Origin of the sequence: Rhodococcus gannanensis, from assembly GCF_042681175.1 — a bacterium.
Classification (GTDB): domain Bacteria; phylum Actinomycetota; class Actinomycetes; order Mycobacteriales; family Mycobacteriaceae; genus Rhodococcus_G; species Rhodococcus_G gannanensis.
This window is the reverse complement of the sequence record NZ_JBHUFB010000013.1, coordinates 98,867-124,037: the sequence shown is the minus strand read 5'-3', so window position 1 is coordinate 124,037 and position 25,171 is coordinate 98,867. Positions and strand designations below refer to the sequence as shown.

21 protein-coding genes are annotated in these 25,171 nt (G+C 69.8%); 9 read left to right on the top strand and 12 right to left on the bottom strand.

Going from position 1 to position 25,171, the window contains the following annotated elements:
* Nucleotides 1-60 precede the first annotated feature (60 nt).
* Nucleotides 61-1,092 carry an AraC family transcriptional regulator gene (locus ACFSJG_RS17790; RefSeq protein ID WP_378486568.1) on the top strand — a complete coding sequence of 344 codons (1,032 nt, stop codon included), beginning with the start codon at nucleotides 61-63 and terminating at the stop codon, nucleotides 1,090-1,092.
* Here ACFSJG_RS17790 and ACFSJG_RS17785 read toward each other — a convergent pair.
* Nucleotides 1,066-1,818, bottom strand: coding sequence for a LysR substrate-binding domain-containing protein (locus ACFSJG_RS17785; protein ID WP_378486567.1), 753 nt, complete (start codon nucleotides 1,816-1,818; stop codon nucleotides 1,066-1,068). The two genes, ACFSJG_RS17790 and ACFSJG_RS17785, sit on opposite strands and share 27 nt — an antisense overlap.
* Before the next feature lie 32 nt (nucleotides 1,819-1,850).
* Here ACFSJG_RS17785 and ACFSJG_RS17780 point away from each other — a divergent pair, with 32 nt between their 5' ends.
* Together ACFSJG_RS17780 and ACFSJG_RS17775 are read left to right on the top strand one after the other, a co-directional pair.
* On the top strand, nucleotides 1,851-2,285 hold the full coding sequence (locus ACFSJG_RS17780) for a DUF5997 family protein (RefSeq protein ID WP_378486566.1): 435 nt from the start codon (nucleotides 1,851-1,853) through the stop codon (nucleotides 2,283-2,285).
* Nucleotides 2,286-2,536: 251 nt separating this feature from the next.
* Nucleotides 2,537-3,220 carry a hypothetical protein gene (locus tag ACFSJG_RS17775; protein ID WP_378486565.1) on the top strand — a complete coding sequence of 228 codons (684 nt, stop codon included), beginning with the start codon at nucleotides 2,537-2,539 and terminating at the stop codon, nucleotides 3,218-3,220.
* Nucleotides 3,221-3,306: 86 nt separating this feature from the next.
* Here the strand turns inward: ACFSJG_RS17775 and ACFSJG_RS17770 are convergent, their stop codons facing one another.
* From ACFSJG_RS17770 to ACFSJG_RS17755, 4 genes are all read right to left on the bottom strand, one after another.
* Entirely contained in the window at nucleotides 3,307-4,716 is a 1,410-nt protein-coding gene (locus ACFSJG_RS17770) for a cytochrome P450 (protein WP_378486564.1), read from the bottom strand.
* A gap of 2 nt (nucleotides 4,717-4,718) precedes the next feature.
* Complete coding sequence (locus ACFSJG_RS17765; protein WP_378486563.1) at nucleotides 4,719-7,223, bottom strand: DEAD/DEAH box helicase; 2,505 nt, start codon at nucleotides 7,221-7,223, stop codon at nucleotides 4,719-4,721.
* 32 nt (nucleotides 7,224-7,255) lie between these two features.
* Nucleotides 7,256-8,293: an alpha/beta fold hydrolase gene (locus tag ACFSJG_RS17760; RefSeq protein ID WP_378486562.1), complete on the bottom strand. Its 1,038-nt coding sequence runs from the start codon at nucleotides 8,291-8,293 to the stop codon at nucleotides 7,256-7,258.
* A gap of 114 nt (nucleotides 8,294-8,407) precedes the next feature.
* A complete protein-coding gene (locus ACFSJG_RS17755) occupies nucleotides 8,408-9,370 on the bottom strand; it encodes a proteasome assembly chaperone family protein (RefSeq protein ID WP_378486561.1) in 963 nt (320 codons plus the stop codon).
* Between the two features lie 236 nt (nucleotides 9,371-9,606).
* On the opposite strand from ACFSJG_RS17755, the gene ACFSJG_RS17750 reads away from it, so the two are divergent.
* Entirely contained in the window at nucleotides 9,607-10,338 is a 732-nt protein-coding gene (locus ACFSJG_RS17750) for a sensor domain-containing protein (RefSeq protein ID WP_378486855.1), read from the top strand.
* Nucleotides 10,339-10,446: 108 nt separating this feature from the next.
* On the top strand, nucleotides 10,447-11,511 hold the full coding sequence (locus ACFSJG_RS17745; protein ID WP_378486560.1) for a DUF4192 domain-containing protein: 1,065 nt from the start codon (nucleotides 10,447-10,449) through the stop codon (nucleotides 11,509-11,511).
* A gap of 14 nt (nucleotides 11,512-11,525) precedes the next feature.
* Here ACFSJG_RS17745 and ACFSJG_RS17740 read toward each other — a convergent pair whose 3' ends face one another.
* The 3 genes from ACFSJG_RS17740 to ACFSJG_RS17730 all read right to left on the bottom strand — a co-directional run bounded on the left by ACFSJG_RS17740 (nucleotide 11,526) and on the right by ACFSJG_RS17730 (nucleotide 14,433).
* On the bottom strand, nucleotides 11,526-12,578 hold the full coding sequence (locus ACFSJG_RS17740; protein WP_378486559.1) for a phosphatidylinositol-specific phospholipase C: 1,053 nt from the start codon (nucleotides 12,576-12,578) through the stop codon (nucleotides 11,526-11,528).
* A 177-nt stretch (nucleotides 12,579-12,755) separates the two neighbouring features.
* Complete coding sequence (gene galE / locus ACFSJG_RS17735) at nucleotides 12,756-13,742, bottom strand: UDP-glucose 4-epimerase GalE (RefSeq protein WP_378486558.1); 987 nt, start codon at nucleotides 13,740-13,742, stop codon at nucleotides 12,756-12,758.
* A gap of 4 nt (nucleotides 13,743-13,746) precedes the next feature.
* Complete coding sequence (locus ACFSJG_RS17730; RefSeq protein WP_378486854.1) at nucleotides 13,747-14,433, bottom strand: metal-dependent transcriptional regulator; 687 nt, start codon at nucleotides 14,431-14,433, stop codon at nucleotides 13,747-13,749.
* Between the two features lie 191 nt (nucleotides 14,434-14,624).
* On the opposite strand from ACFSJG_RS17730, the gene ACFSJG_RS17725 reads away from it, so the two are divergent.
* Together ACFSJG_RS17725 and ACFSJG_RS17720 are read left to right on the top strand one after the other, a co-directional pair.
* Nucleotides 14,625-15,908, top strand: a complete 1,284-nt coding sequence (locus ACFSJG_RS17725; protein ID WP_378486557.1) for an acetoin utilization protein AcuC — start codon at nucleotides 14,625-14,627, stop codon at nucleotides 15,906-15,908.
* Nucleotides 15,901-18,588: a bifunctional acetate--CoA ligase family protein/GNAT family N-acetyltransferase gene (locus ACFSJG_RS17720; RefSeq protein WP_378486556.1), complete on the top strand. Its 2,688-nt coding sequence runs from the start codon at nucleotides 15,901-15,903 to the stop codon at nucleotides 18,586-18,588. Before ACFSJG_RS17725 ends, ACFSJG_RS17720 begins: the two co-directional genes overlap by 8 nt.
* A gap of 87 nt (nucleotides 18,589-18,675) precedes the next feature.
* On the opposite strand, the gene ACFSJG_RS17715 is transcribed toward ACFSJG_RS17720, so the two are convergent.
* The 3 genes from ACFSJG_RS17715 to ACFSJG_RS17705 all read right to left on the bottom strand — a co-directional run bounded on the left by ACFSJG_RS17715 (nucleotide 18,676) and on the right by ACFSJG_RS17705 (nucleotide 21,706).
* On the bottom strand, nucleotides 18,676-19,647 hold the full coding sequence (locus tag ACFSJG_RS17715) for a sigma-70 family RNA polymerase sigma factor (RefSeq protein ID WP_378486555.1): 972 nt from the start codon (nucleotides 19,645-19,647) through the stop codon (nucleotides 18,676-18,678).
* Nucleotides 19,648-19,803: 156 nt separating this feature from the next.
* A complete protein-coding gene (locus ACFSJG_RS17710) occupies nucleotides 19,804-21,285 on the bottom strand; it encodes a DUF7782 domain-containing protein (RefSeq protein ID WP_378486554.1) in 1,482 nt (493 codons plus the stop codon).
* 61 nt (nucleotides 21,286-21,346) lie between these two features.
* Complete coding sequence (locus ACFSJG_RS17705) at nucleotides 21,347-21,706, bottom strand: DUF3099 domain-containing protein (RefSeq protein ID WP_378486553.1); 360 nt, start codon at nucleotides 21,704-21,706, stop codon at nucleotides 21,347-21,349.
* A gap of 104 nt (nucleotides 21,707-21,810) precedes the next feature.
* Here ACFSJG_RS17705 and ACFSJG_RS17700 point away from each other — a divergent pair, with 104 nt between their 5' ends.
* Nucleotides 21,811-22,047 carry a DUF3039 domain-containing protein gene (locus ACFSJG_RS17700; RefSeq protein WP_378486552.1) on the top strand — a complete coding sequence of 79 codons (237 nt, stop codon included), beginning with the start codon at nucleotides 21,811-21,813 and terminating at the stop codon, nucleotides 22,045-22,047.
* Here the strand turns inward: ACFSJG_RS17700 and ACFSJG_RS17695 are convergent.
* The gene (locus tag ACFSJG_RS17695; RefSeq protein ID WP_378486551.1) at nucleotides 22,020-23,258 is read right to left on the bottom strand and encodes a YihY/virulence factor BrkB family protein; all 1,239 of its coding nucleotides are present in this window, start codon (nucleotides 23,256-23,258) and stop codon (nucleotides 22,020-22,022) included. The genes ACFSJG_RS17700 and ACFSJG_RS17695 overlap by 28 nt on opposite strands.
* A gap of 284 nt (nucleotides 23,259-23,542) precedes the next feature.
* Between ACFSJG_RS17695 and ACFSJG_RS17690 the strand changes: the two genes are divergently transcribed.
* The coding region (locus ACFSJG_RS17690; RefSeq protein WP_378486550.1) for a DEAD/DEAH box helicase at nucleotides 23,543-25,171 on the top strand (1,629 nt) is incomplete at its 3' end.

Below are 25,171 nucleotides of genomic sequence, written 5' to 3'. Positions count from 1 at the left end.
GTCACGGGGTGCGCGCTCGAACTATTGACATCACACGACCACTTTTTTACTTTTGGACACATGGCGGATCTGATCTGCGCGTCGTCGCTCAGTCACGCGCCCGAACTGATTCGCGAACTCGGCGGGGACCCTCAGGCCGTCCTCGACCGGCTCGGCATCGACCCGGAGATCGTGGGCGCCTACGACCGTTTCGTTCCGTTCAGTGCGCTGGCCGCCCTGATCGGAACCTGCGCCGAAGAGATGCGGGTTCCGGACTTCGGGCTACGACTGGCCAGGCGCCAGGACCCGGACATCCTCGGTCCCGTGGCGATCGTCGCCCGCAACGCGGACACGGTCGGCGCCGCGGTGCGAGGGGTGGCGGAGTTCGCGCACGTATACAGTCCGGCGCTGTCGACCCGTCTGACCGTCGGCGACGCCGAGGCGGCCTACGAGTTCACCACCGTGCTGCACCGCCTTCCGTTCCGCGCGCACGTGGTCGAATTGGCGCTCGGGGTGACGCTCGGTACGTTTCGGGCGCTGGCCGGTCCCGACTTCAGGCCCCGGAGGATGACGTTTCAGCATCAACAGATCTCCGAAATGCACGTCTACACCGACTGTTTCGAGTGTCCTGTCGAATTCGGTGCGGATCGCAATCTCATGGTGATGCCGCGCGGTGTCCTCGACCGAAAGCTGCCGTCGGTGGACCCGCTGGCATACGACCTGGCGGTTCGATACATGGCGGGCAGGAATCCGGAGGTCGCCTTCAGTGACGAGGTGTCGGTGGTGATCACCCGCGCCCTACCCGCCGGTGCCGCAACACTCTCCGCCGTCGCCGAACTGATGATGCTGCATCCCCGGGCCCTGCAGCGTCGGCTTTCCGAGACGGGGCGAACCTTCGAGTCGATGGTGGACGACATCCGCCGGGAAGTGGCACTGACGCTGCTGTCCAAACGGGACGTGCCGCTGTCCGCGGTGGCTCAGCAACTCGGCTACTCGGAGCAGAGCGCGCTCACCCGCAGCTGTCGTCGATGGTTCGGGGTGACGCCACTCGCCAAGCGTCGCCTGCTCGCCGAGCAGTTCGAACCGTCAGCGTCGACCGCGTTTGGGGGCTGAGCGGCCCTTGCCTCCCTTGCCGGACCGTTGCGGCGGCACCTTGCCCGCGGCTTCGCGGGCGGCACGTTTCGCGGCGGCCTTCTGCGAGGCGGTTCGCTTGGGTGCGGGTTCGTCGCCGCCGGGACCGCGTGAGCTGTTCGCGCTGCGACCACGCACGATCCCGACGAACTCCTCCACCAGATCGGTTGTCGTCCCGGCCGGCCAGGACAGGGCGACGGGGGAGGTCGGTGCGTCGGAGACGGTTCGGTAGGTGAGGTCCTTGCGATGGTGCAGACGCGCCAGCGACTGCGGGACGACGAGCACTCCGACTCCCGCCGCGACCAGCTCGATCGCGTCCCCGGTCGTGTCGGGCCGATGCTGAGCCGCGGTACCCGGCCGCGACTGCCATTCCAGGGTGTCGTCGTGGGGATGCAGGACGATCTCGTCCGCGAGGTCGGCTGTCGCCACCTCGTCGGCGGCGGTGATCACGTGGTCCTTGGGGACCACGACGACGGGTGTCTCCTCGTACAGCGCGATGACGCTCAGGCCGTCGCGCTCGATCGGCAACCGCACCAGCCCCGCGTCGGCGCCGCCGGCACGGAGCAGATCGGCCGACTCGCCGGCGGTCACGGGGACCAGTTCGAGACGGACGTCGGGCCTGCGCTCACCCCAGATCCGCACCCATTTCGCCGGGGTCACCCCGGGAACGTAGGCGAGCCGGAACGTCGTGGGCGCGGGCTCGGTCATGCAGTCAGGCTACCGGTCGATACGCTGAGCACATGAGTGCGCAGAAGACACCCCAGACGATGAAGCCGGCGACGGCCGCGAAGAAGCTGGACGTGTATCTCGAAGCGACGCCCGACGAGTTCCGCGACGGCGTCATCACCCGCGACGAACTCGCCGCGCTGCGCACCGATCCGCCGCAGTGGTTGCAGGACCTGCGCGCCAACGGTCCGCACCCGAAGAACGTCGTCGCCGACAAGCTCGGCGTGTCCATCGCCGGACTCGCGCGCGGTGGCGTCACCGAGGCGCTCACGACCGAGCAGATCGACGCGCTCCTCGCGGATCAGCCCGACTGGCTGGTCGCCGAGCGGGCCAGTCTCGTCGAGGTGAAGAAGGACGAGAAGCGAATCCGCGAGCAGCAGACCGCCAAGCGGGAGGCGTCGAACCGCAAGCAGCGGGGCGCCAAGCCGATCATGCACCCACAGGACTGAGTGGGTAACGCCCGTCGCGGGGGGCGCGATGGGCTGTTCGATGTCCGGGGGAGCATCCGGACAGTTCCGCGCGCTGTCACTGTCACGAGGAGGCTCGACCGGTGTCCCATCCGTACGACATGAGTTCCGACCCGACCGTTGTGATTCCTCGTGTGCAACTCGAGCCCGAACCGGAACCCCAAGCGGAACCCGAGCCCGAACCCGAGCCCCCGGCGGAGCCGCAGAGGTCGGTGCGGGGCCGCGTAGTCGCGGTGAGCGCCTCCGTTGTCGCCCTGGCGATCGGCGCGGCGGGCGGCTATGTCGCCGGATCGAGCGGGACGACCAGTGCACCGGCGCCGGTTCCGGTCGCCGCGACAACGGTCGTGCCGACAACCACCGTGGCGGCACCCGCTCCAGGCCCCGGGCTCTTCCTCGCCGCGTCGGGGACCGTCGACACCATCGCCGGCGACACGTTCGTGCTCGAGGCGGAGGACGGCACCAAGGTCACCGTCGGCACGAGCGCGACCACCCGCATCGTCACCCTGCAGGGCGACGAGTTCGAGAACCTCGAGATCGGTGACGCAGCGGTCGTCCAGGGCGAACAGGTCGGTGACGAGTTCGTCGCGGACCTCGTGATCGCCGGGGCACTGTCCGGGTTGTTGCCGGAGACCGGGACGGTCGGGACGACCTCAGGGCGACCGCAGCCGACGATGGACCAGCTGCCCCAGCCGACGTGGGGCGCGACCACGACGACGCGGGTCGCGGGGTCGGCGCCGATGGACGGAACCGGCGGCGCCTACGGAACCGGCGGGGGCTACGGCCCGACCGGGACGTACGGCCCCACCGGAACGTACGGACCCGACGGCGACTACGGACCCGATGGCGATTACGGACCTGATGGCGATTACGGACCGACCGGTGACTACGGGCCGAGCGGTGGTTACGGGCCGCGGTGAGCGACCCGGGCACGTCGTGCTCGCCGTGACACCGACCTCGTTCGCGCGCGGTGACACCTCGTCGTGGCGTCACCGCGGAATCGGACTCAGCGCCGCGTGACCGTCATCCGCAATCCGGTGGGCTTGAACGTCAACTGTTCCCGCACGTCGAGTGTCGGTGCGGAATCGATGGTGATGCGGTAGCGGTGCAGGATCGTCGCGAGGGCCAGGATCATCTCGTGATACGCGAACTGGCGGCCGATGCAGGCCCGAATGCCGGTGCCGAACGGCTTGTACGCATGCCCGGGCCGGGCCCGCACCTCCTCCGGCAGGAAACGGTCCGGGCGGAACTCGTCGGCGTCCTCGCCCCACACCGCGGGATCGGTGTGGACTCCCTGCAACACCACCATCACCATCTGGCCCGCGCGGATCGGATACCGACCGCCGAGCACGGTGTCGTGCTTCGCCTCCCGGAAATAACCTGGTGCCGTCGGCCACAGCCGCAGGGTCTCGTCGAGGACCCGGCGCACCGTGCGTAGCTTCGCGACCTGCTCGAAACCGACGGTCGGGACGCCGGCCCAGAGCGCATCGACCTCGCCTCGCGCCTTCTCCTCCTCGCCGGGGTGGCTCGACAGCAGATACAGCGCGAAAGCCAGTGCGGACGAACTGGTTTCGTGCCCGGCGACGAGGAACGTCAGGATCTGGTTGCGGACGTTCACCGGATCGAGTCGCTCGCCGGTGTCCGGATCGGCGGTCGCGAGCATCAGGTCGAGAAGGTCGCGGGGATCCTGGTGCGGAGCGGACCGCCGGTCCGCGATCACGTCGTCGACGACCGTGAACATGTGGTCGATGTCGCGGCGATGCTCGCGGGCACGCCCGGTGACGCGGTCGTACAGCGTCCTGCCCGGAACGGGGATGCCCTGCTTCTGCACGTAGCCGAGGGCGCTGCTCATTGCCTGGACGAACGGATCGAGCTCGCCGCTGTCGAAGGACCCGAACCGGTATCCGAAGCCGCAGCGGCCGATCGTCTCCAACGTCAGCTTGGTCATCTCCGCCGCGACGTCGAGTTCGCCCGGGGTGTCGTCCCACGCCGTGCACATCTCGTCCACGACGCCGAGCATCGTGTCGTGATACGACCGCATCGACGCCTGGGTGAACGCGGGCGCGAGGATCGCATGGGCCTTCGCCCAGTTCGGCTCGTCGTCGTACGCGGTGAACAATCCGTCGGCGACGATGGGGCGCAGCTTCTGTAGCGGACGGGCGACCGCCTTGCGCCACACCGCGTCGTCGTTCACCTCAGCGGCGAGCGCCGCGCCGCCCACGAAGGTCAGCCGCAGGCCGAGAATGCGGCGCTGGTAGATCGGGCCGAGTTGGGCGAGCATCCGCGCGGTCTTCTGCATCGGCTTGACCGGGTCGAGCCCCAGCACGTCGCCGAGGAGCGGAACGCGCTTCGGCGGATGGGGCGGATACGAGGTGCGGGACGCGGACGCCGTCGCCGCTCCTGACACGGACGGCATCGTCACCCCTCGATCACCTCGAACTCGTCGAACACGACCTCGCCCGCGGCATCGGATTCGGCGAGGTTGACTTCGCCGACCAGTGCCCAGCCGTGGTCGCCGTTCGGGTCGGCGAGGGTTTGCCGGACCCGCCACAGCTCCGCCTCCCGCGACACCGTGAACAGTTGCGGGCCGCGGGCGTCGGGCCCGGTGCCGATCTCGTCGTACTCGTCGAAGTACAGCTCCATCAGGTCCGCCCAGTCGTCGGCCTCGAGGCCGTCGCCGAGTTGGGCCAACGTCTCCCACCGCCGCCGCGACGCCAGCTCGACACGCTTGAACATGGCGTTGCGGATCATCACCGTGAACGCCCGGACGTTCGCGGACACCGGCCGCGGGACGTCGGCGCCGAACGCGACCTGCTGGTCGTCGGACTCGACTCCCGGGTTGGTCAGCTGCTCCCATTCGTCGAGCAGCGACGAGTCGACCTGTCGGATGAGCTCGCCGAGCCACTCGATGACGTCCTCGAGTTCCTCGGTGCGGGCGGAGTCCGGGACCGTCTGCCGCAGAGCGCGATACGCGTCTGCGAGGTAGCGCAGCACCAGACCCTCGGAACGGGCGAGGCCGTAGTGACTGACGAGTTCGGCGAAGGTCATCGCCTTCTCGATCATGTCCCGCACCACCGACTTGGGGGACAGCGCGAACTCCGACACCCACGGGTGCCCACCGCGATACGTCTCGAACGCCGGATACAGCAGATCCTCGAGCGGCTTGGGCCAGGTGACGTCCTCGAGGAGTTCCATCCGCTCCTCGTACTCGATCCCGTCGGCCTTCATCTGCTGCACCGCTTCGCCGCGCGCCGCGTGCTGCTGGGCCATCAGGATCTGCCGCGGATCGTCGAGGGTCGACTCGATCACCGAGATCACGTCCAGTGCGTAGGTGACCGCGTCCTCGTCGAGGAGTTCGATCGCGGCCAGCGCGAACGGTGACAGTGGTTGGTTCAGGGCGAAGTCGCGTTGCAGGTCCATCGTCAGCCGCGCCCACGACCCGTTCTCGTCCGGCTCGTCGAGCTGCTCGACGATGCCCGCCTGCAACAGACCGCGGTAGAGGGCGATCGACCGGCGAATGTGCTTGCGCTGCTGCGGGCGGGGCTCGTGGTTGTCCTCGAGCAGATGCCGCATCGCGGTGAAGCAGTTCCCAGGGCGTGCGATCACGTTGAGCAGCATCGAATTCGACACCCGGAAGCGGGAGGTGAGCTGCTCCGGTGCCGCGGCGACGAGCCGGTCGAACGTCGGCTCGCCCCAGGAGACGAATCCCTCCGGCGGCTTCTTGCGTTGAATCTTCTTGAGCTTCTTCGGGTCGTCGCCCGCCTTCTGGACGAGACGGTGGTTCTCGATCTCGTGCTCGGGCGCCTGCACCACGACCGTGCCCATGGTGTCGAACCCGGCGCGGCCGGCCCGTCCGGCGATCTGGTGGAACTCGCGGGCCCGCAGGTGCCGGGTGCGGGTCCCGTCGAACTTGGTCAGCCCGGTCATCAGCACGGTACGGATCGGGACGTTGATGCCGACGCCGAGGGTGTCGGTGCCACAGATGACCTTGAGCAGGCCGTCCTGTGCGAGCCGTTCGACGAGTCGGCGGTACTTGGGCAGCATTCCCGCGTGGTGAACGCCGATACCGTGCCGGACCAGCCGGGACAGGGTCTTGCCGAAGCCGGTGGTGAAGCGGAAGGCGCCGATCGCGTCGGCGATCGCGGCCTTCTCCTCCTTGCTGCACATGTTGACGCTCGTCAGCGCCTGCGCGCGTTCGAGCGCGGCGGCCTGGGTGAAGTGCACGACGTACACGGGTGCCTGGTGTGTGGTCACCAGTTCCTCGATCGTTTCGCCGATCGGGGTCTTCGCGTACGAGAAGGTCAGCGGCACAGGTCGTTCCGTGCCACCGACCACGGTGGTGGGGCGGCCGGTGCGACGCGTCAGGTCGTCCCGGAAGAACGACACGTCGCCGAGCGTCGCGGACATCAGGAGGAACTGGGCGTTGGGGAGTTCGATGAGCGGGACCTGCCAGGCCCAGCCACGATCCGGTTCGGAGTAGTAGTGGAACTCGTCCATCACCACCTGGCCGATATCGGAGTCGGCGCCCTGGCGCAGCGCCAGGTTCGCGACGATCTCGGCGGTCGCGCACACGATCGGCGCCTGGGAGTTCACCGACGCGTCGCCGGTCATCATGCCGACGTTCTCGGCGCCGAACACCTCGCACAACGCGAAGAACTTCTCGCTCACCAGAGCCTTGATCGGCGCCGTGTAGAACGTGCGGCGACCGTCGGCCAGCGCAGCGAAGTGGGCGCCGATCGCGACCAGGGACTTCCCCGATCCCGTCGGAGTCGACAGGACGACGTTCGCTCCCGACACGATCTCGATGAGCGACTCCTCCTGCGCCGGATACAACGTCAGGCCGCGGTCGGACGCCCAGCCGGCGAAGGCATCGAAGAGGGTGTCGGCGTCGGGGTTGTCGGGAACCAGTTCGGAGAGGAGCACCGATACAGGCTATGCGAGAGGGACGAACCGACTCAGGTTGCGCTGCGCTCGTCGGCGCCCATCGCGTCCAGCACGGCTTCCCGGGTGGCGCTGGGGCCGCTGATCTGTGATTCCCCGACGCCGCCCATGAGCATCTGCCGCCAGCGGTCGGGATTGAACTCGTGGGCCCGGGTGGTGGCGACGAACTCCTCGACCACACGAAGGAATCGGAGGGGATCGTCGTGGAACGGGAAGTGGCCGCTGCCCTCGAAGATGTCGAGACGCGAGTGGGGGAGTGCGGAATGCGCGAGGTGCGCGTGGCTGACCGGAATGACGGCGTCGCGGTCGCCCCAGATGATCTGAACCGGTAGGTCGGCGGTCAGATAACATCGGTCGAGCATGGTGACGACCTGGCCCCGCCAGTCGACGACGGCGCGCAACGTGCGGAGGAACGCCTCCCGGGCCGTCGGGTCGGGCAGGTCTCGGAGCACGCGCACCAGGTCCGGCGAGTCGTGGAAGATGTCGAGGGACTTGAACGGTCCCTTGTACAGGCGGTCCGCGATCAGCCCCAGTCCGCCGACGAGATCGACGACACCGGGAACCCGAAGCAGGCGCAGTGCCTCGTTCGCGATCGGCAGCGCGGCGAACCGCAGGGCCGGATTCACGTCCTTCGTGACACCGCCGGGGGCGACGACGATCAGCCGCTCGATCATCTGCGGAAACTGGTACGAGAACTGCAGCGCCACCCCGCCGCCGAGCGAATGCCCGACGACGGTGACGCGGTCGATGCCCAGCACGGTGAGCAGATCCCGCATACCGTTCGCGTACGCGGCGATGGAGTAGTCGGCGCGCGGCTTGTCGGAGCGCCCGTGCCCGAGCAGGTCGGGGGCGATGACGGTGAAGTTCTTCGCCAGGTGGGGAATGACCTCGTTCCAGGTTGCGGAGTTGTCACCGATTCCGTGGATCAGGAGGAGTGCCGGGCCGCTGCCTGCCATCCGGAACGCCCTGCGGTAGCCGTGCACGGTCCGGAACTCGAGGCGCGGTTCGGTGTCGGGCACGGTCCGCAGTACGCGGGGTCGGTCTCCGCCCATGAGTCACTCCTGTCGTTCGTCGGTCCGGTGACTACCGGACCGACCATGCCGAGCTGTGATCTGGACGATCGTATAGATGAAGTCCCGGGCGCGCCGGATAACTGTAAAACGGATTCACACCCCTCGCTCGCCGGCTCCGGAACCCGCGTCGTCGTCGCCGTCCGCGTCGCCCAGCTCGGCGAGGAAGCGCTCGAACTCGGCGCCCAGCTCGTCACCGCTGGGCAGTTCGCTCTCGGTTGCGAGCAGGCTGGACTGCCGCTCCTGCGCGGTGACGTAGGTGTCGTACTGCTGCTCCAGCGCACGGACCACGGATTCGACCTCGTCGTTGCCGTTGACCTGCGCGTCCACCTGCTCACGCACCCTGGCGGCGGCCTGCCCGAGCGCCGCCAGCGGGAGGTCCAGATCCGCGACCTCGCCGACCCGCTCCAGGAGGGTCTCGGCTGCGGCCGGGTAGTCGGCCTGCGCCAGATAGTGCGGGACGTGCACCGAGTAGCCCATCGACTCGTGCCCGTGCTGCGACATGCGGAGCTCCAGCAACGACGAGGCGCTGCCGGGAATGCGCAGGTCGCCCGGCCAGCCCTCGTTCTCGCCGACCAGGTCCGGGTTCGCGGAGTGCGCCGTGACGCCGAGCGGGCGGGTGTGCGGCACCGCCATGGGGATCGAGTTCAACCCGATGGTGCGGCGCACTCCCAGCTGTTCGGCGAGGAGCCGCACCGCGGTGGTGAAGCGCTCCCACTTCAGGTCCGGTTCCATGCCGGCCAGCAGCAGGAACGGCGTACCCGTCGTGTCCTTGAGTGCATAGAGGTTCAGTTCGGGGGTGTCGTAGTCGGTGAACTGGTTCGACTTGAACGTCATCGTCGGGCGCCGCGAGCGGTAGTCGATCAACTCGTCGACCGCGAACGAGGCGACCAGCTCGGTTTCGAGGCTCTCCCGCAGGTGCGTGGTGGCGAGCTTCACGGCATGCCCGGCGTCCGAGTACCCCTCCAGTCCGTGCACCAGCACGGGGCCCCGGCCGTCGTCGGCGGACACCTGCGGTGCCGGAAACTCCAGCTCGTACATGCCCGACTGCTCGTTCATCGCCCAACCCTTTCGCGTTTTCGTTGTGACCAGTGTCCCTTACCGGTCCAGGGTGTGCGCCACCCCGGTCGGGGTCCCACCTCACGTCTGCGTTCAACGTGACCGGAGGTCACGACATTCCCGCTCACGGGTCGACGCGCCGCGTCGGTCGAGGGTGCATGCGGCCGCCACCTGGCAGAGTTGGGGTGCAAGCCCCACGTGACTCGGGAGGAACTTCGTTGAGACGCCGCATCCTGATGGCCGCATCGGCCGCCGTGACCCTCGCCCTCGCCGGGTGTTCGTCGGACGTGTCCGGGGTGGCTGAGCCCGCCGGGCAGGCGGGCGCGGCCCTGCCCGGCACCTCCGGACCCGGTACGGGCGGGACGACCGAGGACGGAGCGGTGACGGGGACGATCGAGGCCCCGCTCGCGTCGATGCTGCTGTCTCCCGAGGACTTCCCGGCACGCTACGAGGCGCTGGTCCTGCCCGACAACGCGGTCGAACAGGCGACAGCAGACCTCGACGGCATCCCCGCCGGGGCGTCGGTCGATCCGGCCGGCTGCAAGCCTCCGCCTCAGACGTTCGGGCCGGACGCGGCCGCGTTGATCGTCGGCACCGACAACGCCGCCCGGACGACCATCTCCGTCGAACTGGCGCGGGTGGACAGGACCCTGGACGTGCGCGAGTCCGAACTGGCCGAGTGCCCCGAGGTGACCACCACGCGGAACGGCGCCACCGCGACCGTCACCACGACGATGCTTCCGGCGCCACCGCTGAACGCCGACGACACGATGGCGCTGCGACAGACGGTCACCTCAGGCAACGCCGATCAGACGGTCACCCAGTCGATGCTGCGCCTGGTCGCGCAGGTCGACGACGTGCGAATCTCCGCCACACACATGTCGTTCGGCGACGAGGCCCCGGACTCGGCGGCGTTGGACCAGTTGTTCACCGAGGCGGTCCAGAAGGTCACGGCGGCGCAGAAGTAAACCCCGCGACGGCGCCTGTGGACGAGCACCGACACCCGTCCACAGGCCGCGGACCGGGCGCCGTCGCGGGCCGGGACCGGGTCGGATCCGTCGGGGACGGTTCCCGGCATGACAACCACACAACCGAATCCACTTCCCGGCGGACCGTCGCCTGTGCGGATCAGCGAACCGGGCGAACTCATCGCCGCACTTCCCGCACTGCTCGGGTTCCGGCCACGCCGATCGCTCGTCGCGATCTGCCTGGGCGGCAGCCCGACGACCGTGCAGTGCGTCATGAGGCAGGACCTTCCCGACGGTGTCGTCGCCGCGGACGACCGGTTCGGTCTCGAACAGATCGCCGTGGTCTGCGCGAACTCCGGCGCGGACGCCGTCGTGGTGGTGGTCGTCGACGACCGCGACACGACACTGGCGGCGTCGACCTGCTTTGCGTTCGTCGATCTCTTCGCCGCGATCCTGCAGGACGTCGGCGTCCCGGTTCGTTCCGCGCACGCGACGACGGACATCGTTGCCGGACAACCCTGGTGGGGCCTCGCCGGGGACCTCCGCGGCGGGTCCCTGCCGGATCCGACGGCGTCGAGAGTGGCGCTCGCCCAGGTTCTTCGCGGCCGTCCGATACTCGGGTCCCGCGACGAACTGTCCCGCATCCTCCACCCGTTGCCGGACCGGCGTCGGCGTGAACTGGGACGGCGGTTGGCGGTCGCCCGGCACCCGACGTCCGGTGGCGTCGGCGATCGGGAACTGCTCGAACGCGTCCTGCTTCGCGTCGCGGCGATGGAGTCGACCGGCAGGCTCACCGACGACGAGATCGTCACGGTGTCCGTCGCGCTCGAGCGGGTCCGGGTGCGCGACGCCGTCCTCGGCCTGGCCGTGACGGTCGCCGCCGATGCCGCCGAACAGGTGTGGACCGTGCTCGCGCGCGCCCTACCGGGCCGCGCGAGAGCCGAGCCGTCCGCGCTGCTGGGGTTCAGCGCATACGTCCGGGGGAACGGCCCGCTCGCCGGAGTGGCGCTCGGAGCCGCGCGCTGCGCGGACCCCGGTCACCGGCTCGCGGGCCTGCTCGACCGGGCACTCGGTCAGGGGTTGCCTCCCACCGCACTCGTCGAGCTCGCCGAAACCGGCCGGGACGTCGCGGCGGACCTCGGTGTCACGTTGCCCCCGGCGGAAGGGCTGTGACGGCGCAGCCACGGTCAGCGGAAGTTCCGGGCGACGAGCTCGTCGACGAGTTCCGGGGTCGGGTAGTCGGCCATCACGGCTCCGGTGCGGCCTGTCGGGTTCGCTGCGAGGTGCTCTTCCGCGCGGGCGAGTATCCCGATCGTGCCGGGGACGCCCCGGGCAACGGTCACGGGGACGGTTCCCGACACCAGTGCGACAGGGTTGCCGGTGGCACTGAGGTGATTGACGAAGAACGTCTGCGGGTCGCCGGCAGCCGCGCGGTCGAACTGGGCGCGCACGAGGTCCCACTTGCGATCCACGTCGCGCAGATCGGTGAGTTCGTAGGTGTCCTGGATGTCCATACCCGCGTTGCCCCAGCGGGGCCCGTACGTCTCGGCCCCGTCGAATCCCTGGATCACGACGATCTTCCCGCGCACCTCACCGAGGGTGGGGAAGCGGTTTCCGTCCGCCGACCACAGGTGTTCGCTCAGTCGCGCCGCGGTGTCGGGGTTGTCGTGGAGGTACCAGCGGAGCGTGTCCTCGTAACTGCGTGTGTTCTCCGCGGGCGTGTACTCCTCCTTCAGGCGCATCACCACGGTCTCGGTGGGGTGATCACGAAGGAAGTCGGTCAGCTGCACGACGACATCGGTGAAGTTGGTGTTCAGGTACTCGAGTCCGTGGTGGATCGGGTAGGCGTCCCGGAAGTGCCGGGTGCGGATGTCCACCGCCCGGACACCGGCCCGCAACTGTGTGGGCAGGTCGACGTCCTGGGTTTCGGCGAACACCGACGCCCGGACGGCCATTGTGTCGTGTGTTCCCGGCAGCGACAGTTCGGACAGTCCGACGTCGTCGGGAAGACCTCCCATCCAGTCCGGGTTCTCGGCTCGTTCGAGCCCACTCGGTGCGAGAGACCCGGTGGCGCCGATCAGGTCTGCGCTGCCCGCATCGAGAGATCCGGCGGCGGCCAGCGGAGCCGGAATCACGAGGAGTGCGGTCAGGAGGGCGAACAGTGTGCGTGCCGCTCGCCGGCTACGAGTGTCCGCATGGCCGGCAGCGGGGGAGTCGGCAGGCAGGGAGTACACCGTCACAGGGAGACCGTCCTTTGCACACGCGTCGCGACGAGCCGGGATGCCGGCTCGCGAATCGTGCGCAGCATTGCACGCCGTGTCGTGCCGCGTTGCGTTTCGGACAGTTGCCGCGCCGGGTGTCCAGCGCGCGGGGAGGGGGTGAACTCGCGGGCCGCGGTGCGGCCCGCGAGTGCGGTGTCAGCTCCGGCGGGCAGCGTGCGAGCGGTCGCCCAGCTCCTGGAGGTACTGCCACGCGTCCGCGACGATCACGTCGAGGTCGGTGTGTTTCGGCTGCCAGCCGAGGTCTGCCATCGCACGTTCACTCGACGCGACGAGTACCGCGGGATCGCCTGCCCGACGCGGGGCGTCCTCGGAGGCGATCGGCAGTCCGGTCACCCGACGGCAGGACGAAATGACCTCGCGCACACTGAATCCGGCCCCGCTGCCGAGGTTGTACACGGTGTGGGCGCCGGGTGTCGCGTGGTCCAGTGCGAGCAGGTGCGCATCGGCGAGGTCGAGAACGTGGATGTAGTCCCGCACCGCGGTGCCGTCCGGGGTCGGCCAGTCGGTGCCGAACACCGAGATCTTGTCCCGCTGCCCCAGGGCCACCTGCAGCACGAGCGGAATCAGATGCGTTTCCACGACCCGGTTCTCGCCCGCGCCGCGGTAGGCGCCTGCCACGTTGAAGTAGCGCAGGCTCGTCGCGGCCAGCCCGTACGCGTCCGCGTACGAGGTGATGGCGTGATCGATCGCGAGCTTCGTCGCGCCGTACGGATTCGTCGGCCGGGTCGGATCGTCCTCGGTGATCGGGGTCCGCTCGGGCTCGCCGTACGTGGCCGCCGTCGACGAGAACACCAGCTTGGGTGTTCCTGCCTCCCGCATCGCCTCCAGCAGTGTCAGCGTCGTCACGACATTGCCCTGCCAGTACTTCGCCGGCTGTTCCACGGACTCGCCGACCAACGACTGCGCCGCGAAGTGCAACACGCCGTCGAACCGGCCGTCGCCGAGGACCCGCGCCGCGACGTCCGCGACGTCGCCCTCGACGAACTCCGCGCCCGTCGGCACCGCGTCGACGTTGCCCGTCGACAGGTTGTCGACGATCACCACGTCGTGTCCACGCTCGAGCAGAACGGTCGCGCACACGCTTCCCACATAACCGGCACCGCCGGTGACCAGAAGTCGCACTCGTTCAGACCTGCTTGACCTGGACGGCGTGCGCCATTTCGGCGGGGAGGTCGACACCGGAGTGGCCGGGCACCGTGATCGTCACCGAATCCGGGTTGGACTCGACCGTCACCCGGGCGTCCGGCACGACACCGGCGTCGCGCAGCAGCGCGATGATGTCGGGATCGGACTGCACGTGCTCGGCCAGTCGGCGGACCACGACCGCGGTCGGCTGCCCGGCGGGCACCTCGGTCAGACGGATCAACGTCTCGGTCTCGTCGACGGGCTTGGTCAGCCCGAGCTGCGCGAGACCGGGGATCGGGTTTCCGTACGGGGAGGTCGTCGGATTGTCGAGGACCTGCACGAGTCGCCGCTCGACCTCCTCGCTCATCACGTGCTCCCAGCGGCAGGCCTCGGCGTGCACCTGGTCCCAGTCGAGACCGATGACGTCGACGAGCAGTCGCTCGGCGAGGCGATGCTTGCGCATCACCGCCACCGCGAGTTCGCGCCCCTTGTCCGTCAGTTCGAGGTGCCGATCGCCCGCGACGAGCAGCAGCCCGTCACGTTCCATCCGCGCCACCGTCTGACTGACGGTCGGCCCGCTCTGCTCGAGCCGCTCGGCGATCCGCGCCCGCAGCGGGATGACGCCCTCTTCTTCAAGGTCGTAGATCGTCCGGAGGTACATCTCCGTTGTGTCGACCAGATCCTTCACGCTCACGCCCCTTCGTTCCCGGTGATTCTACCGGGGGTGTACGGCGAATAGGTGCCACACGCGCTGACGATGCGACTCATGCCACACATCTCGCCGTTCCGGCTCGTGCCGGGCGCCTGCCATCCGACCCCACAGGTGCAACACCGAGTACCGCTCGCGACTTCCCGGGCGGCGCAAGTAGCGTGACGGACATGGCCGCAACGACCAGTCCCGGCACCCCGACCGCCACCTCGGACGGGGTGGTGGTGTGGAGTCCGGACTACCTGAACTATCGGTGGAGCGCAGACCATCCGATGAACCCGACCCGGCTCGACCTGACGATGTCGCTCGCGACGAGCCTCGGCCTGGTCGAGGGCGCCGAGATCGTCGCTCCCGAGCCCGCCACGGACGCGGACCTGCTCCGGATCCACACCCCGGGACTCATCGCGGCGGTGAAGGAGGCGGGTTCGGCCGGTGCCGCGCAGCGGCTCACCGACGCCCGCGCGGACAGCATCTCCGCGCCGCACGGACTCGGCAGCGAGGACAACCCGATCTTCCCCCGGATGCACGAGGCCAGTGCGATCCTCGCGGGCGGCACACTCGCCGCGGCCCGCGAGATCGCGTCGGGACGGGCGCGTCGGGCGGTCAGCATCGGTGGCGGCATGCACCACGCGATGGCGGACTGGGCGTCCGGCTTCTGCGTGTACAACGACGCCGCGATCGCCATTTCCTGGTTGCTGGACAACGGATTCGACCGGATCGCCTACATCGACGTCGACGCGCACCACGGCGACGGCGTCCAGCACGCGTTCCTCGGCGACCCTCGGGTCCTCACCGTCTCGCTCCACCAGCACCCCGCCACCCTGTGGCCGAACACCGGCTGGTCCAGCGAGGTCGGGTCCGGCGAGGGCGAGGGGACCTCCGTCAACGTCCCCGTGCTCCCCGGGACGGTGGATGCCGTGTGGCTCAGGGCATTCCACTCCATCGTCCCCGCTGCCGTCGCCGCGTTCAGGCCGCAGATCGTGATCAGTCAGTGCGGGGCGGACAGTCACCGCGAGGATCCGCTCGCCGACCTGTCGTTGACGGTCGACGGCCACCGCGCCGCGTACCGGGCGATGCGCGACCTCGCCGACCGGTACGCCGACGGACGGTGGATCGCGGTGGGCGGCGGCGGATACGGCCTCGTCCGGGTGGTTCCCCGGTCCTGGACGCATCTCATCGCGGCGGTGCTCGACCGCGACGTCGACCCGGGGACGGCGGTGCCCGAGTCCTGGCGGGACGCGGTTGCCGCGAAGGCGCCGTCGGTGGACCTGCCGACCACCATGACCGACGGCGGCGACATCGGCTACCGGCCCTGGGACGGTCCGGGCGGCACCCCCGAGACCGGTGTCAACACGATGGACCGAGCACTGATCCGTGTCGACGCGGCCATCATCGCCACCCGCAGAGCGACCTTCCCGCTTCTCGGTCTCGATCCGGAGGACCCCCGTGACTGAACCCGGAACGACCGAGTCGGGCCCGCAGGAGCCCGCGTTCCCCGCGCACTGGATCGCCGACGTACTGGCCACAGACGGTGGGGCGGTCCATCTGCGTCCCATCACCCCGGAGGACGCGGACCGGCTCGTCGCCTTCCACGCGAAACTGTCCGAGCGGACCCGCTACCTGCGGTACTTCGGGCCGTACCCGACGATGTCGCAGCGGGACCTGGTTCGCTTCACCACGGTCGACCACCACAATCGGGTGGCGTTCGTCGCGATCCTCGGCGACGAGATCATCGCCGTCGGCCGATACGAGCGACTCCTCGAGGTAGGCGACGGGAAGTCGGCGGAGGTCGCGTTCGTCGTCGCCGACGAGCACCAGGGCCGCGGTCTGGGCCCGATCCTGCTGGAGCACCTCGCGGGGGCGGCCGCCGAGAACGGGCTGACGATGTTCGTCGCCGAAGTGCTCGCCGAGAACCGGAACATGGTCACGGTCTTCCGCAGCGCCGGCTACCAGGTCAGCCGCAGCTTCGAGGGCGGCGTCCTGCGGCTCGAGTTCGCCATCGACCCGACCGAGGCGCTGCTCACCGTGCGCAACGCGCGCGAGCGGGCCGCCGAGGCCCGCAGCGTGCGGAACCTGCTGAGCCCCCAGTCGGTCGCCGTGATCGGCGCATCCACCGACGACGGCAAGGTCGGAAACGCGGTGCTGCGCAACCTGCTCGGCGCCGGATTCGCCGGACCGGTGTACCCGGTCAACTCCGAACGCCGGTCAGTGCGCGGCGTCCGCGCCTACCCGTCGGTGCGCGAGATTCCCGACCCGGTGGACCTCGCGGTGGTCGCCGTGCCCGCCGAGGCGATCGACGAGGTCCTCGACGACTGTCTGGCCAAGGGCGTCAAGGCGCTCGTCGTCGTGTCGTCCGGGTTCGGCGAGACCGGCTCCGACGGCTACGCCAAGGAGCGGCGACTCGTGCACGCGGCGCGGGCACACGGCATGCGCCTGGTGGGGCCGAATGCGCTGGGTGTCGCGAACAGTCACCCCGCCGTGCAGCTGAACGCGACACTCGCGCCGGTGCTTCCGCACGGCGGCAAGGTCGGATTCTTCTGCCAGTCCGGCGCACTCGGCATCGCGATCCTCGACGAGGCGGCCCGGCGCCGAATCGGCCTGTCCACCTTCGTCTCCGCGGGCAACCGCGCCGACGTGTCGGGCAACGACCTACTCCAGTACTGGGACACCGACCCCGAGACCGAAGTGGTGCTGCTCTACCTGGAGTCGTTCGGCAACCCCCGCAAGTTCTCCCGGATCGCGCGACGCGTCGCCCGCAACAAGCCGGTGGTCGCGGTGAAGTCGGGACGCCACGCCGTCCCCGCCGCGCTCAAGGCGACGAGCGTCGAGATCGACGACTCGATCGTCCACGACCTCTTCGCCCAGGCCGGTGTCGTGCAGGTCGGGTCCATTGCCCAACTCTTCGACTGCGCGGTGCTGTTCGGCTACCAGCCGTTGCCCGCGGGCCCCCGGCTCGCCGTCATCGGCAACTCGTCGGCTCTGGGTCTGCTCGCGGTCGACGCCGCCCGGTCCGAAGGGCTCGTCGTCGGCGACCCCGTCGACCTCGGACCGCAGGCCACGCCGGACCAGTTCGGCGGCGCCGTCCGCACCGCCCTCGAGGACCCCGAGGTGGACTCGGTGGTTGCGGTGTTCGTGCCGCCGGTGGCGATGGACCCGGAGCCGTACGCGAAGGCCCTGCGGGATGCCGCGCGCGACTCCGGGAAACCGATCGTGACGACCTTCCTCGCTGCCGAGGGCATTCCGGACGTCCTCGCAGTGCGCGGCCCGGACGGCAACCCGGTGCGGGGGTCGGTGCCGTCGTTCCCGGGACCGGAACGTGCCGCGCTCGCACTGGGCCGCGCCTGGCGGTATGCGCAGTGGCGCGAACGCCCGGTGTCCCAGGTGGTACGTCCCGACGGGATCGACGCCGACCGGGCCGCCGCTCTCGTCCGCGGCTGGCTGGAGGACTGCGGCGGACAGGGCCGCTGGCTCACCGACTTCGAGGCCGCGGAACTGCTGGACTGTTACGGCGTCTCGATCGCGAAGTTCGCCGCCGCGTCCAGCGAGGCGGACGCGGTCGCCGCTGCCGACGAACTGGGATATCCGGTCGCCGTCAAGGCCACCCGCGAACAGTGGCGCCACCGCCCGGACCTGGCCGGCGTCCGACTCGACCTCGACACCGCCGACGCAGTACGCCGCGCCTACCGCGATCTCGCGACCGAGTCCGGAGACCCACTGCTGTACGTGCAGCGGATGGCGACCAAGGGATTCGGGTGCGTGGTCCGCGTGCAGGACGACCCGTCGTTCGGATCGCTCATCTCGTTCGGGCTCGCCGGGGTGATCTCCAGCCTGCTCGGAGATCGCGCGTACCGGGTGCTTCCCCTCACCGAGGACGAGGCGGGGGAGCTGATCGACGCTCCGAAGGCCGCGCCGCTGCTGTCCGGGTACCGCGGTGGGCCGGGCGTGAACCGGACGGCCCTCGTCGAACTGCTGCAACGCATATCCGCGCTCGGGGACGACCTGCCCGAGGTGCGGGAACTGGTCTGCGAGCCGGTACTCGCCAGCGCGTCCGGCGCCGAGCTCACCGACTCCCGGGTGCGGATCGGTCCCGAACCGAGCACCCGGGTCGACATGGGACCGCGCCGCCTGCGCTGAACGGCCGGAACACGACGAAGCCGGCCGCCCGGGGCTCCCAGAGGGGGGAGGGAGCCCGGACGGCCGGCGGTCGGATCGGCTGGCGCGTCAGCTGGCGTACGAGCGGAGGCGGTCGGCGCGCTCGCCCTGGCGCAGCTTGCCCATCACCTCGCGTTCGATCTGCCGGACACGCTCACGCGACAGGCCGAAGATCTTGCCGATCTGATCCAGCGTCCGGGGCTGTCCGTCGTCGAGCCCGTACCGGAACCGGATCACCTGCTGTTCGCGTTCGTCGAGCGTGGCCAGCACGCTGCGCACGTCGCTGTGTAGCAGACCCGCGATGACGGCGCTCTCCGCGGAGGTCGCCTCGGAGTCCTCGATGAAGTCGCCGAGCGGCGCTTCCTCGTCCGAACCGACCGGCATGTCCAGGCTCACCGGGTCCCTGCTGTGATCGAGCAGATCCGCGATCTTCGCGGCAGGGATGCCCGACTCCTCTGCCAGTTCCTCGTCGGTCGCCTCCCGGCCGAGCTGCTGGTGCAGTTCCCGCTTGATGCGGGCCAGCTTGTTGACCTGCTCGACCAGGTGGACGGGCAGCCGGATCGTGCGCGACTGGTCGGCCATGCCGCGGGTGATGGCCTGCCGGATCCACCACGTGGCGTACGTGGAGAACTTGAAGCCCTTCGCGTAGTCGAACTTCTCCATGGCCCTGATCAGGCCCAGGTTGCCCTCCTGGATCAGGTCCAGCAGCGGCATCCCGCGTCCCGTGTACCGCTTGGCCAGGGAGACGACGAGGCGCAGATTCGCCTCCAGGAGGTGACGTCGTGCAGCCTCACCGTCGCGGACGATCGCCGCGAGGTCACGCTTCTTCGATGCGCTCAGGCGCTTGCCGGTCTCGAGCACGTGAACGGCATACAGTCCCGCCTCGATCCGCTTCGCGAGTTCGACCTCGTCCGCGGCGGTCAGCAGTGCGGTCCGCCCGATCCCGTTCAGGTAGACGCGAACCAGGTCGGCGGACGGGGACTGCGCATCCAGATCCTCGGCGGTCGGGCGCGCTCGGCGGGTGGTGGTGGGGCTCGTCATGACTTGCCTCCTCATCTGTGTTCTCTCATGACCTACAACGCCGCAGCGGACGTCAAAGTTCCCGAGAGTTCCGCACCGAATCACCCCTGAACTGGGCATTCGAGGGGTCCGTCCTGAGAAGTTGCTGAGAAGAACACCCACCCGGAACCCGGGCGGTCAGTGCGAGGCGGGCAGCAGCAGCCCGTGCCGGACCAGACCGTGCACGAGCGGAACGGCGGCAGTCGCCAGCGCCTCGGCATCCTCGCCGTGCGCCGCCGCGAGCAGCTCGACCAGTTCGCCCAACGCCAGCCCGTCCGCCCGCATTCCGCCGAGCAACGCGGCAGCGAGATCGTCGATCTCGTGCTGCCACGCCGGACCGTCACCCCGGTGCACGCGGGCCACCACCTGACGCCATCCCTCGTCGCCGGGGAGGCTGACCCGTTCGAGAGCGGTCGACGGAGCGAGGGCGAAGCGGGCCTCCAGGACGTCCCGCTCGCGCAGCCAGGCCGCCCGGTCGAGACAGCCGAGGGCCTCGTCGCCGAGCGGATCGCTGTAGGCGTGCCGCAGATCCTCCGCGAGGACGTCGGACGGCTCGTCGGTCCGGCGCAGGTACACGAACCCGAACCCGATCCCCTCGACCTCGTTCGCCGCGAAGTGCGCCAGCCATGCGTCGGCCTGCGCCGCGGTCGCGGGATCCCGCGGATCGAGGCCCGCGTCGCGCATCCAGGTTCCGACGTACAGCGCCGGGTCCGCGACGTCCCGCTGGACGATCCAGGCGTCCACCCCGTGTGACGGCAACCACGACGCCACCCGGGCACGCCAGTCGTCGCCTGCCACGTGCACCCACGACGCCAGCATCGACGCGGTGCCACCGGGATTCAGGTGGTCGGCGGCACGCGAGATCATCAGTTCGCTCGCGCCGTCGAGGTCCAGACCCGAGTCGCGGTACGTGTGCTCGACCCGCGCCCGGCCGACCACGAACGGCGGGTTCGCGACGACACGGTCGAAGGTGCGCCCGGCGACCGGCTCGAACCACGACCCCGCGAGCAGATCGGCGCGCACGTCGTTGAGCGCGAAGGTCGCGGCCGACAGGTCCAGCGCCCGCAGATTGACGTCGGTGGCCGTGACCGATTCGGCGTACCCGGTCGCGTGCAGTGCCTGGATTCCGCAGCCCGTTCCGACGTCGAGGACCGTGCCCGTCGGGGCCGTCGGCGTTCCGCGGAGCAGGGACAGGGAGGCGTGCCCCACACCGAGCACGTGGTCGGGGGCGGTCGCCCGCGGTCGCATGCTGCCGTCCAGGTCGGAGACGACCCAGACGTTCCCGTGGCCGAGGTCCATCGGACGCAGGTCGAGCGCCGCCCGGACCACGTCGCCGTCGCGCTCGAGCAGTCCCGCCGCGACCGCGTGGTCGAGATCGACCGGCGCCAGCGCGGACGCAACCGCGGTCGCCGGGCAGTCGTCGCCGAGAAGGAAGAGGCGGACCAGCAGGCCGAGTTCGCCCGCGTCACGTGTGGCCCGGCGTACCGGGACGGGCTCGCCGCGTCCGAGTGCCGCGTGCGCGTCGTCGCCGAGCGCGGCGAGGACGGTGTCGGCGGTGTAGTCGGTGCGCTGCAGGGCCTCGCGGAGTGGGCCACAGAGTGAGAGGAGGTCGCGGTTCACGCCGACCATTGTCGCAGCTCGCCGCGCCGGCGGACGCGCACCGGCGTGGGGTACGGGTCGGTCAGCCGTCGATCGTGCGGTGGTTCGGCGACTCGATCGCGGTGGCCGGGGACGGTCGGTGATCGAAGCGCCGGGGTTCGTCGTCGCGGCGCGGCGGACGGTCGTTCGCCACCAGCACGGCGATCCACGGCAGCGGAATCGACGCGCCGATGATGAGCAGGCTGATCAGCCCGTTGCCCCAGGCGCTGTACGCGATCGCGGCCAGCACGAGCGCCGGGATGCGGATTCCCATCATGATCGTGTACTTGCGGACGCGGGCACGGTGCTGCTCGTCGAACGACTGCGCCGCGTCGGTGATCAGAACCGGATTCCGCGAGTCCTCGTCGCCGTCCCGCGGCGAGTTGTGTGAACTCGAAGCCATGCGTCCAGCCTCCCACTCGAAGCCCGGATAGTCACGACCGGGGCATGGCTGCGTTCCTACGGCGGGCCCTCGCCCGCCGCCTGCGGATGCGTCATCATGGACTGGTGAGCACTGTGACCAAGGAACGTCCCGACACCACCACCGACGAGACGACGGACGACGACGCCCCGAAGTTCTTCCACTACGTCAAGAAGAACAAGATCGCCGAGAGCGCCGTGATGGGGACCCATGTCGTCGCGCTGTGCGGCGAGGTGTTCCCCGTGACGAAATCCGCGAAGCCCGGCTCGCCCGTCTGCCCGGAGTGCAAGAAGATCTACGACGGGCTCCGGCCGGGCGAGTGAGCCGAACCCCCGCTGGTCGACTGGGCCGGACCGTCGTTGTCGCGCGGATCCGGTTCGGTGGGCGTGCCGTGGAACCGGGCCGGTAGGTCGCACGCATCCGGTTCCTCCGGGTCGGGCGCCTCGTGCCTGCCCTGGTCCGGGTCCACGACGCGGATCGGGGCGGAGGCCAGTCGCCGCGTCAGGGTGGTGACCGGGCCGGATTCGGCCTCTGCGACGGCGGCCTGCGCGGCCAGCCACTCCCGCACCTGTTCCATCCGCGTCGCCCGCGCGGGCCAGAACTCCTGCACGGTCGCGTTGAAGTGCGCGCCCAGGATCACCGCGAAGCCCAGGAAGAACGTGAACAGTAGGAACGCGATCGGGGTGGCGAGAGCGCCGTAGGTGTAGCCGGTGCTCGTGATCCACGTCAGGTATCGCCGCAGCACCGCGCTCGCCGCGATGAAGAAGACACCGGCGAGCAGTGACCCCGCCAGCAGCCGGTGGAACGGCAGCGACTTCACCAGCGCGAGCTTGTACAGCGTCGTCAGCGCCACGATCAGCAGCAGACCCACACCCGGGTAGTAGAAGGTGTCGACCAGCCGGGATCCGACGTCGTACCAGGACTCCGGCATCGCCCGGCCGAGGAGCGTCGGGCCCAGCGCCACCAGCGGCAGGACGAACACCGCGACCAGCAGGAAACCCACGTACAGCAGCAACGCGAAGATGCGCTGCCACAGCGGATGACGCACGTCACGCTGCCCGTGCGCCTCGACGATCGAGTCGACGAAGGTGGAGATCGCCGACGAGCCCGCCCACAGGGACAGCAGGAAGCCCGCGGAGATCAGCTCGGGGCGCCCGCGATTGAGCACGTCGGTGACGGTCGGGGAGATGATCTGGTCGACGACGCTCTCACTGAACGCGGTGCGGCTGAACGTGAGGATCTTCGATTCGATGATCTGCACGGTGTCGGGACCGAACCAGCCGCCCACGTAGCCCAGGCTGCCCAGCAGACCCAGCAGGAGCGGGGGGAGCGAGAGGGTCTGCCAGAACGCTGCCGTCGCCGACTTTCCGAAGATCGAGTACGACCAGGCCCGGTCCGCGGTGCGGGTGACGACCTCCCAGCCGCGGCGCAGCGGGTGGGGTCTCTCGGTGCCGGGCCGGGCGTGATGGGTGGGCAGCTCGTCGGAAGCATCGGGCGTGTCGCCCGCCTGCTGCCCGTCCACCCTGTCGCTCATGATGGTCCAAGCATCCCTGACGGCCGTCGCGGCCACTCGTCGGGTGCCGCCGTGTCGCGAACATCGCGCACGCGTCGCACCCGGGCGGGCGCGGCGAGGCGCGAGATGTCGCGTGCGTGACACTTCCGCCGCGGGGCGCTGTCGGATGCGGGGAAGGTCGGCGGTGGGGGTTAGGCTCGTCGGGCAGTTTCACGGTCCCGCAGTCGAGAGGAGCGGTAGCCACAGTGCTCACGGGTGACATAGAACCGCGCACCGGTATCTCCGAAAACCCCGCTCCCGCACCCATGGCCACGCTCCGCGCCTGGCAGCGGCGTGCGCTGACGAAGTACCTGGCGACGAAGCCACGTGACTTCCTCGCCGTCGCGACCCCGGGCGCAGGCAAGACGACCTTCGCCCTGCGCGTCGCAGCGGAACTGCTCGGCGACCGGACCGTCGACCAGGTGACGGTCGTCGCGCCGACCGAGCACCTCAAGCACCAGTGGGCGGAGTCCGCGGCGCGACTCGGTATCGCGCTCGACTCGAACTTCACGAACTCGACCGGTCAGACCTCCGCCGACTACCACGGCGTGGTCGTCACCTATGCGCAGGTCGCGTCGCACCCGACGAAGCACCGGGTCCGGACGGAGAACCGCCGCACACTGGTGATCCTCGACGAGATCCACCACGGCGGCGACGCGAAGAGCTGGGGCGACGCGATCCGTGAGGCATACGACCCGGCGACTCGCAGGCTCGCTCTCACCGGTACACCGTTCCGCAGCGACGACTCCGCCATCCCGTTCGTCCAGTACGAGCCGGACCACGAGGGCCTGATGCGCTCGAAGGCCGATCACGCCTACGGGTACTCGGACGCGCTTGCGGACGGCGTCGTCCGGCCCGTCGTGTTCCTCGCCTATTCGGGCGAGGCGCGGTGGCGCAACAACGCCGGCGAGGAGTTCGCCGCCCGGCTCGGTGAGCCGCTGTCCGCCGAACAGACCGCACGGGCCTGGCGCACCGCTCTCGATCCGAACGGCGACTGGATCCCCGCCGTCCTGGGGGCCGCGAACACCCGGCTCCAGCAGTTGCGGTCGGGCGGAATGCCCGACGCGGGCGGCCTCGTCATCGCCACCGACCAGACCGTGGCCCGCGCGTACGCGAAGATCCTCGAGGCGATCACCGGGCGTGCCCCGACCGTCGTCCTGTCCGACGACCCGACCGCGTCGAAACGGATCGCCGAATTCAGCAACAACACCGAGCCGTGGATGATCGCCGTCCGGATGGTGTCCGAGGGCGTCGACGTGCCCCGGCTCGCGGTCGGTGTCTACGCGACGAGCTCGTCGACCCCGCTGTTCTTCGCGCAGGCGATCGGACGATTCGTGCGCTCGCGGGCCAAGGGTGAGACCGCGAGCGTGTTCCTGCCGTCCGTACCCGTGCTGCTCGACCTGGCGAGCCAGCTGGAGGTGCAGCGCGACCACGTGCTCGGCAAGCCGCACCGGGAGAAGGACGGACTCGACGACGACCTGATCGCCGACGCGAACAAGCAGAAGGACGAGCTGGGCGAGGAGGAGAAGGCCTTCACCTCGCTCGGCGCCGACGCCGAGCTCGATCAGGTGATCTACGACGGCTCCTCGTTCGGGACCGCGACCTTCGCCGGCAGCGACGAGGAAGCCGACTACCTCGGGTTGCCCGGTCTCCTCGACGCGGACCAGATGCGTGCCCTGCTCCGGGATCGTCAGGCCGGACAGCTCCAGAAGAAGTCGCAGGAGGCAGCGCCGCACGTCCCCGCGCCTGCGGCGTCCGAGCGGGCCGAGTCCGCGGCGAAGCTGGCCCAGCTCCGCAAGGAACTCAACAGCCTCGTGGCGATGGCACACCACCGCACCGGCAAGCCGCACGGCTGGATCCACGGCGAGCTGCGCCGGCTCTGCGGCGGGCCACCG

Coding starts and splice junctions, on each gene's coding strand:
- ACFSJG_RS17755 (WP_378486561.1), bottom strand. CDS start 9,370: ATGAACGAGCAGTCGGGCATGTACGAGCTGGAGTTTCCGGCACCGCAG.
- ACFSJG_RS17705 (WP_378486553.1), bottom strand. CDS start 21,706: ATGGCTTCGAGTTCACACAACTCGCCGCGGGACGGCGACGAGGACTCG.
- ACFSJG_RS17750 (WP_378486855.1), top strand. CDS start 9,607: ATGGCCGCATCGGCCGCCGTGACCCTCGCCCTCGCCGGGTGTTCGTCG.
- ACFSJG_RS17760 (WP_378486562.1), bottom strand. CDS start 8,293: ATGGGCGGAGACCGACCCCGCGTACTGCGGACCGTGCCCGACACCGAA.
- ACFSJG_RS17785 (WP_378486567.1), bottom strand. CDS start 1,818: ATGACCGAGCCCGCGCCCACGACGTTCCGGCTCGCCTACGTTCCCGGG.
- ACFSJG_RS17770 (WP_378486564.1), bottom strand. CDS start 4,716: ATGCCGTCCGTGTCAGGAGCGGCGACGGCGTCCGCGTCCCGCACCTCG.
- ACFSJG_RS17695 (WP_378486551.1), bottom strand. CDS start 23,258: ATGAGCGACAGGGTGGACGGGCAGCAGGCGGGCGACACGCCCGATGCT.
- ACFSJG_RS17780 (WP_378486566.1), top strand. CDS start 1,851: ATGAGTGCGCAGAAGACACCCCAGACGATGAAGCCGGCGACGGCCGCG.
- ACFSJG_RS17790 (WP_378486568.1), top strand. CDS start 61: ATGGCGGATCTGATCTGCGCGTCGTCGCTCAGTCACGCGCCCGAACTG.
- ACFSJG_RS17725 (WP_378486557.1), top strand. CDS start 14,625: ATGGCCGCAACGACCAGTCCCGGCACCCCGACCGCCACCTCGGACGGG.
- ACFSJG_RS17715 (WP_378486555.1), bottom strand. CDS start 19,647: ATGACGAGCCCCACCACCACCCGCCGAGCGCGCCCGACCGCCGAGGAT.
- ACFSJG_RS17745 (WP_378486560.1), top strand. CDS start 10,447: ATGACAACCACACAACCGAATCCACTTCCCGGCGGACCGTCGCCTGTG.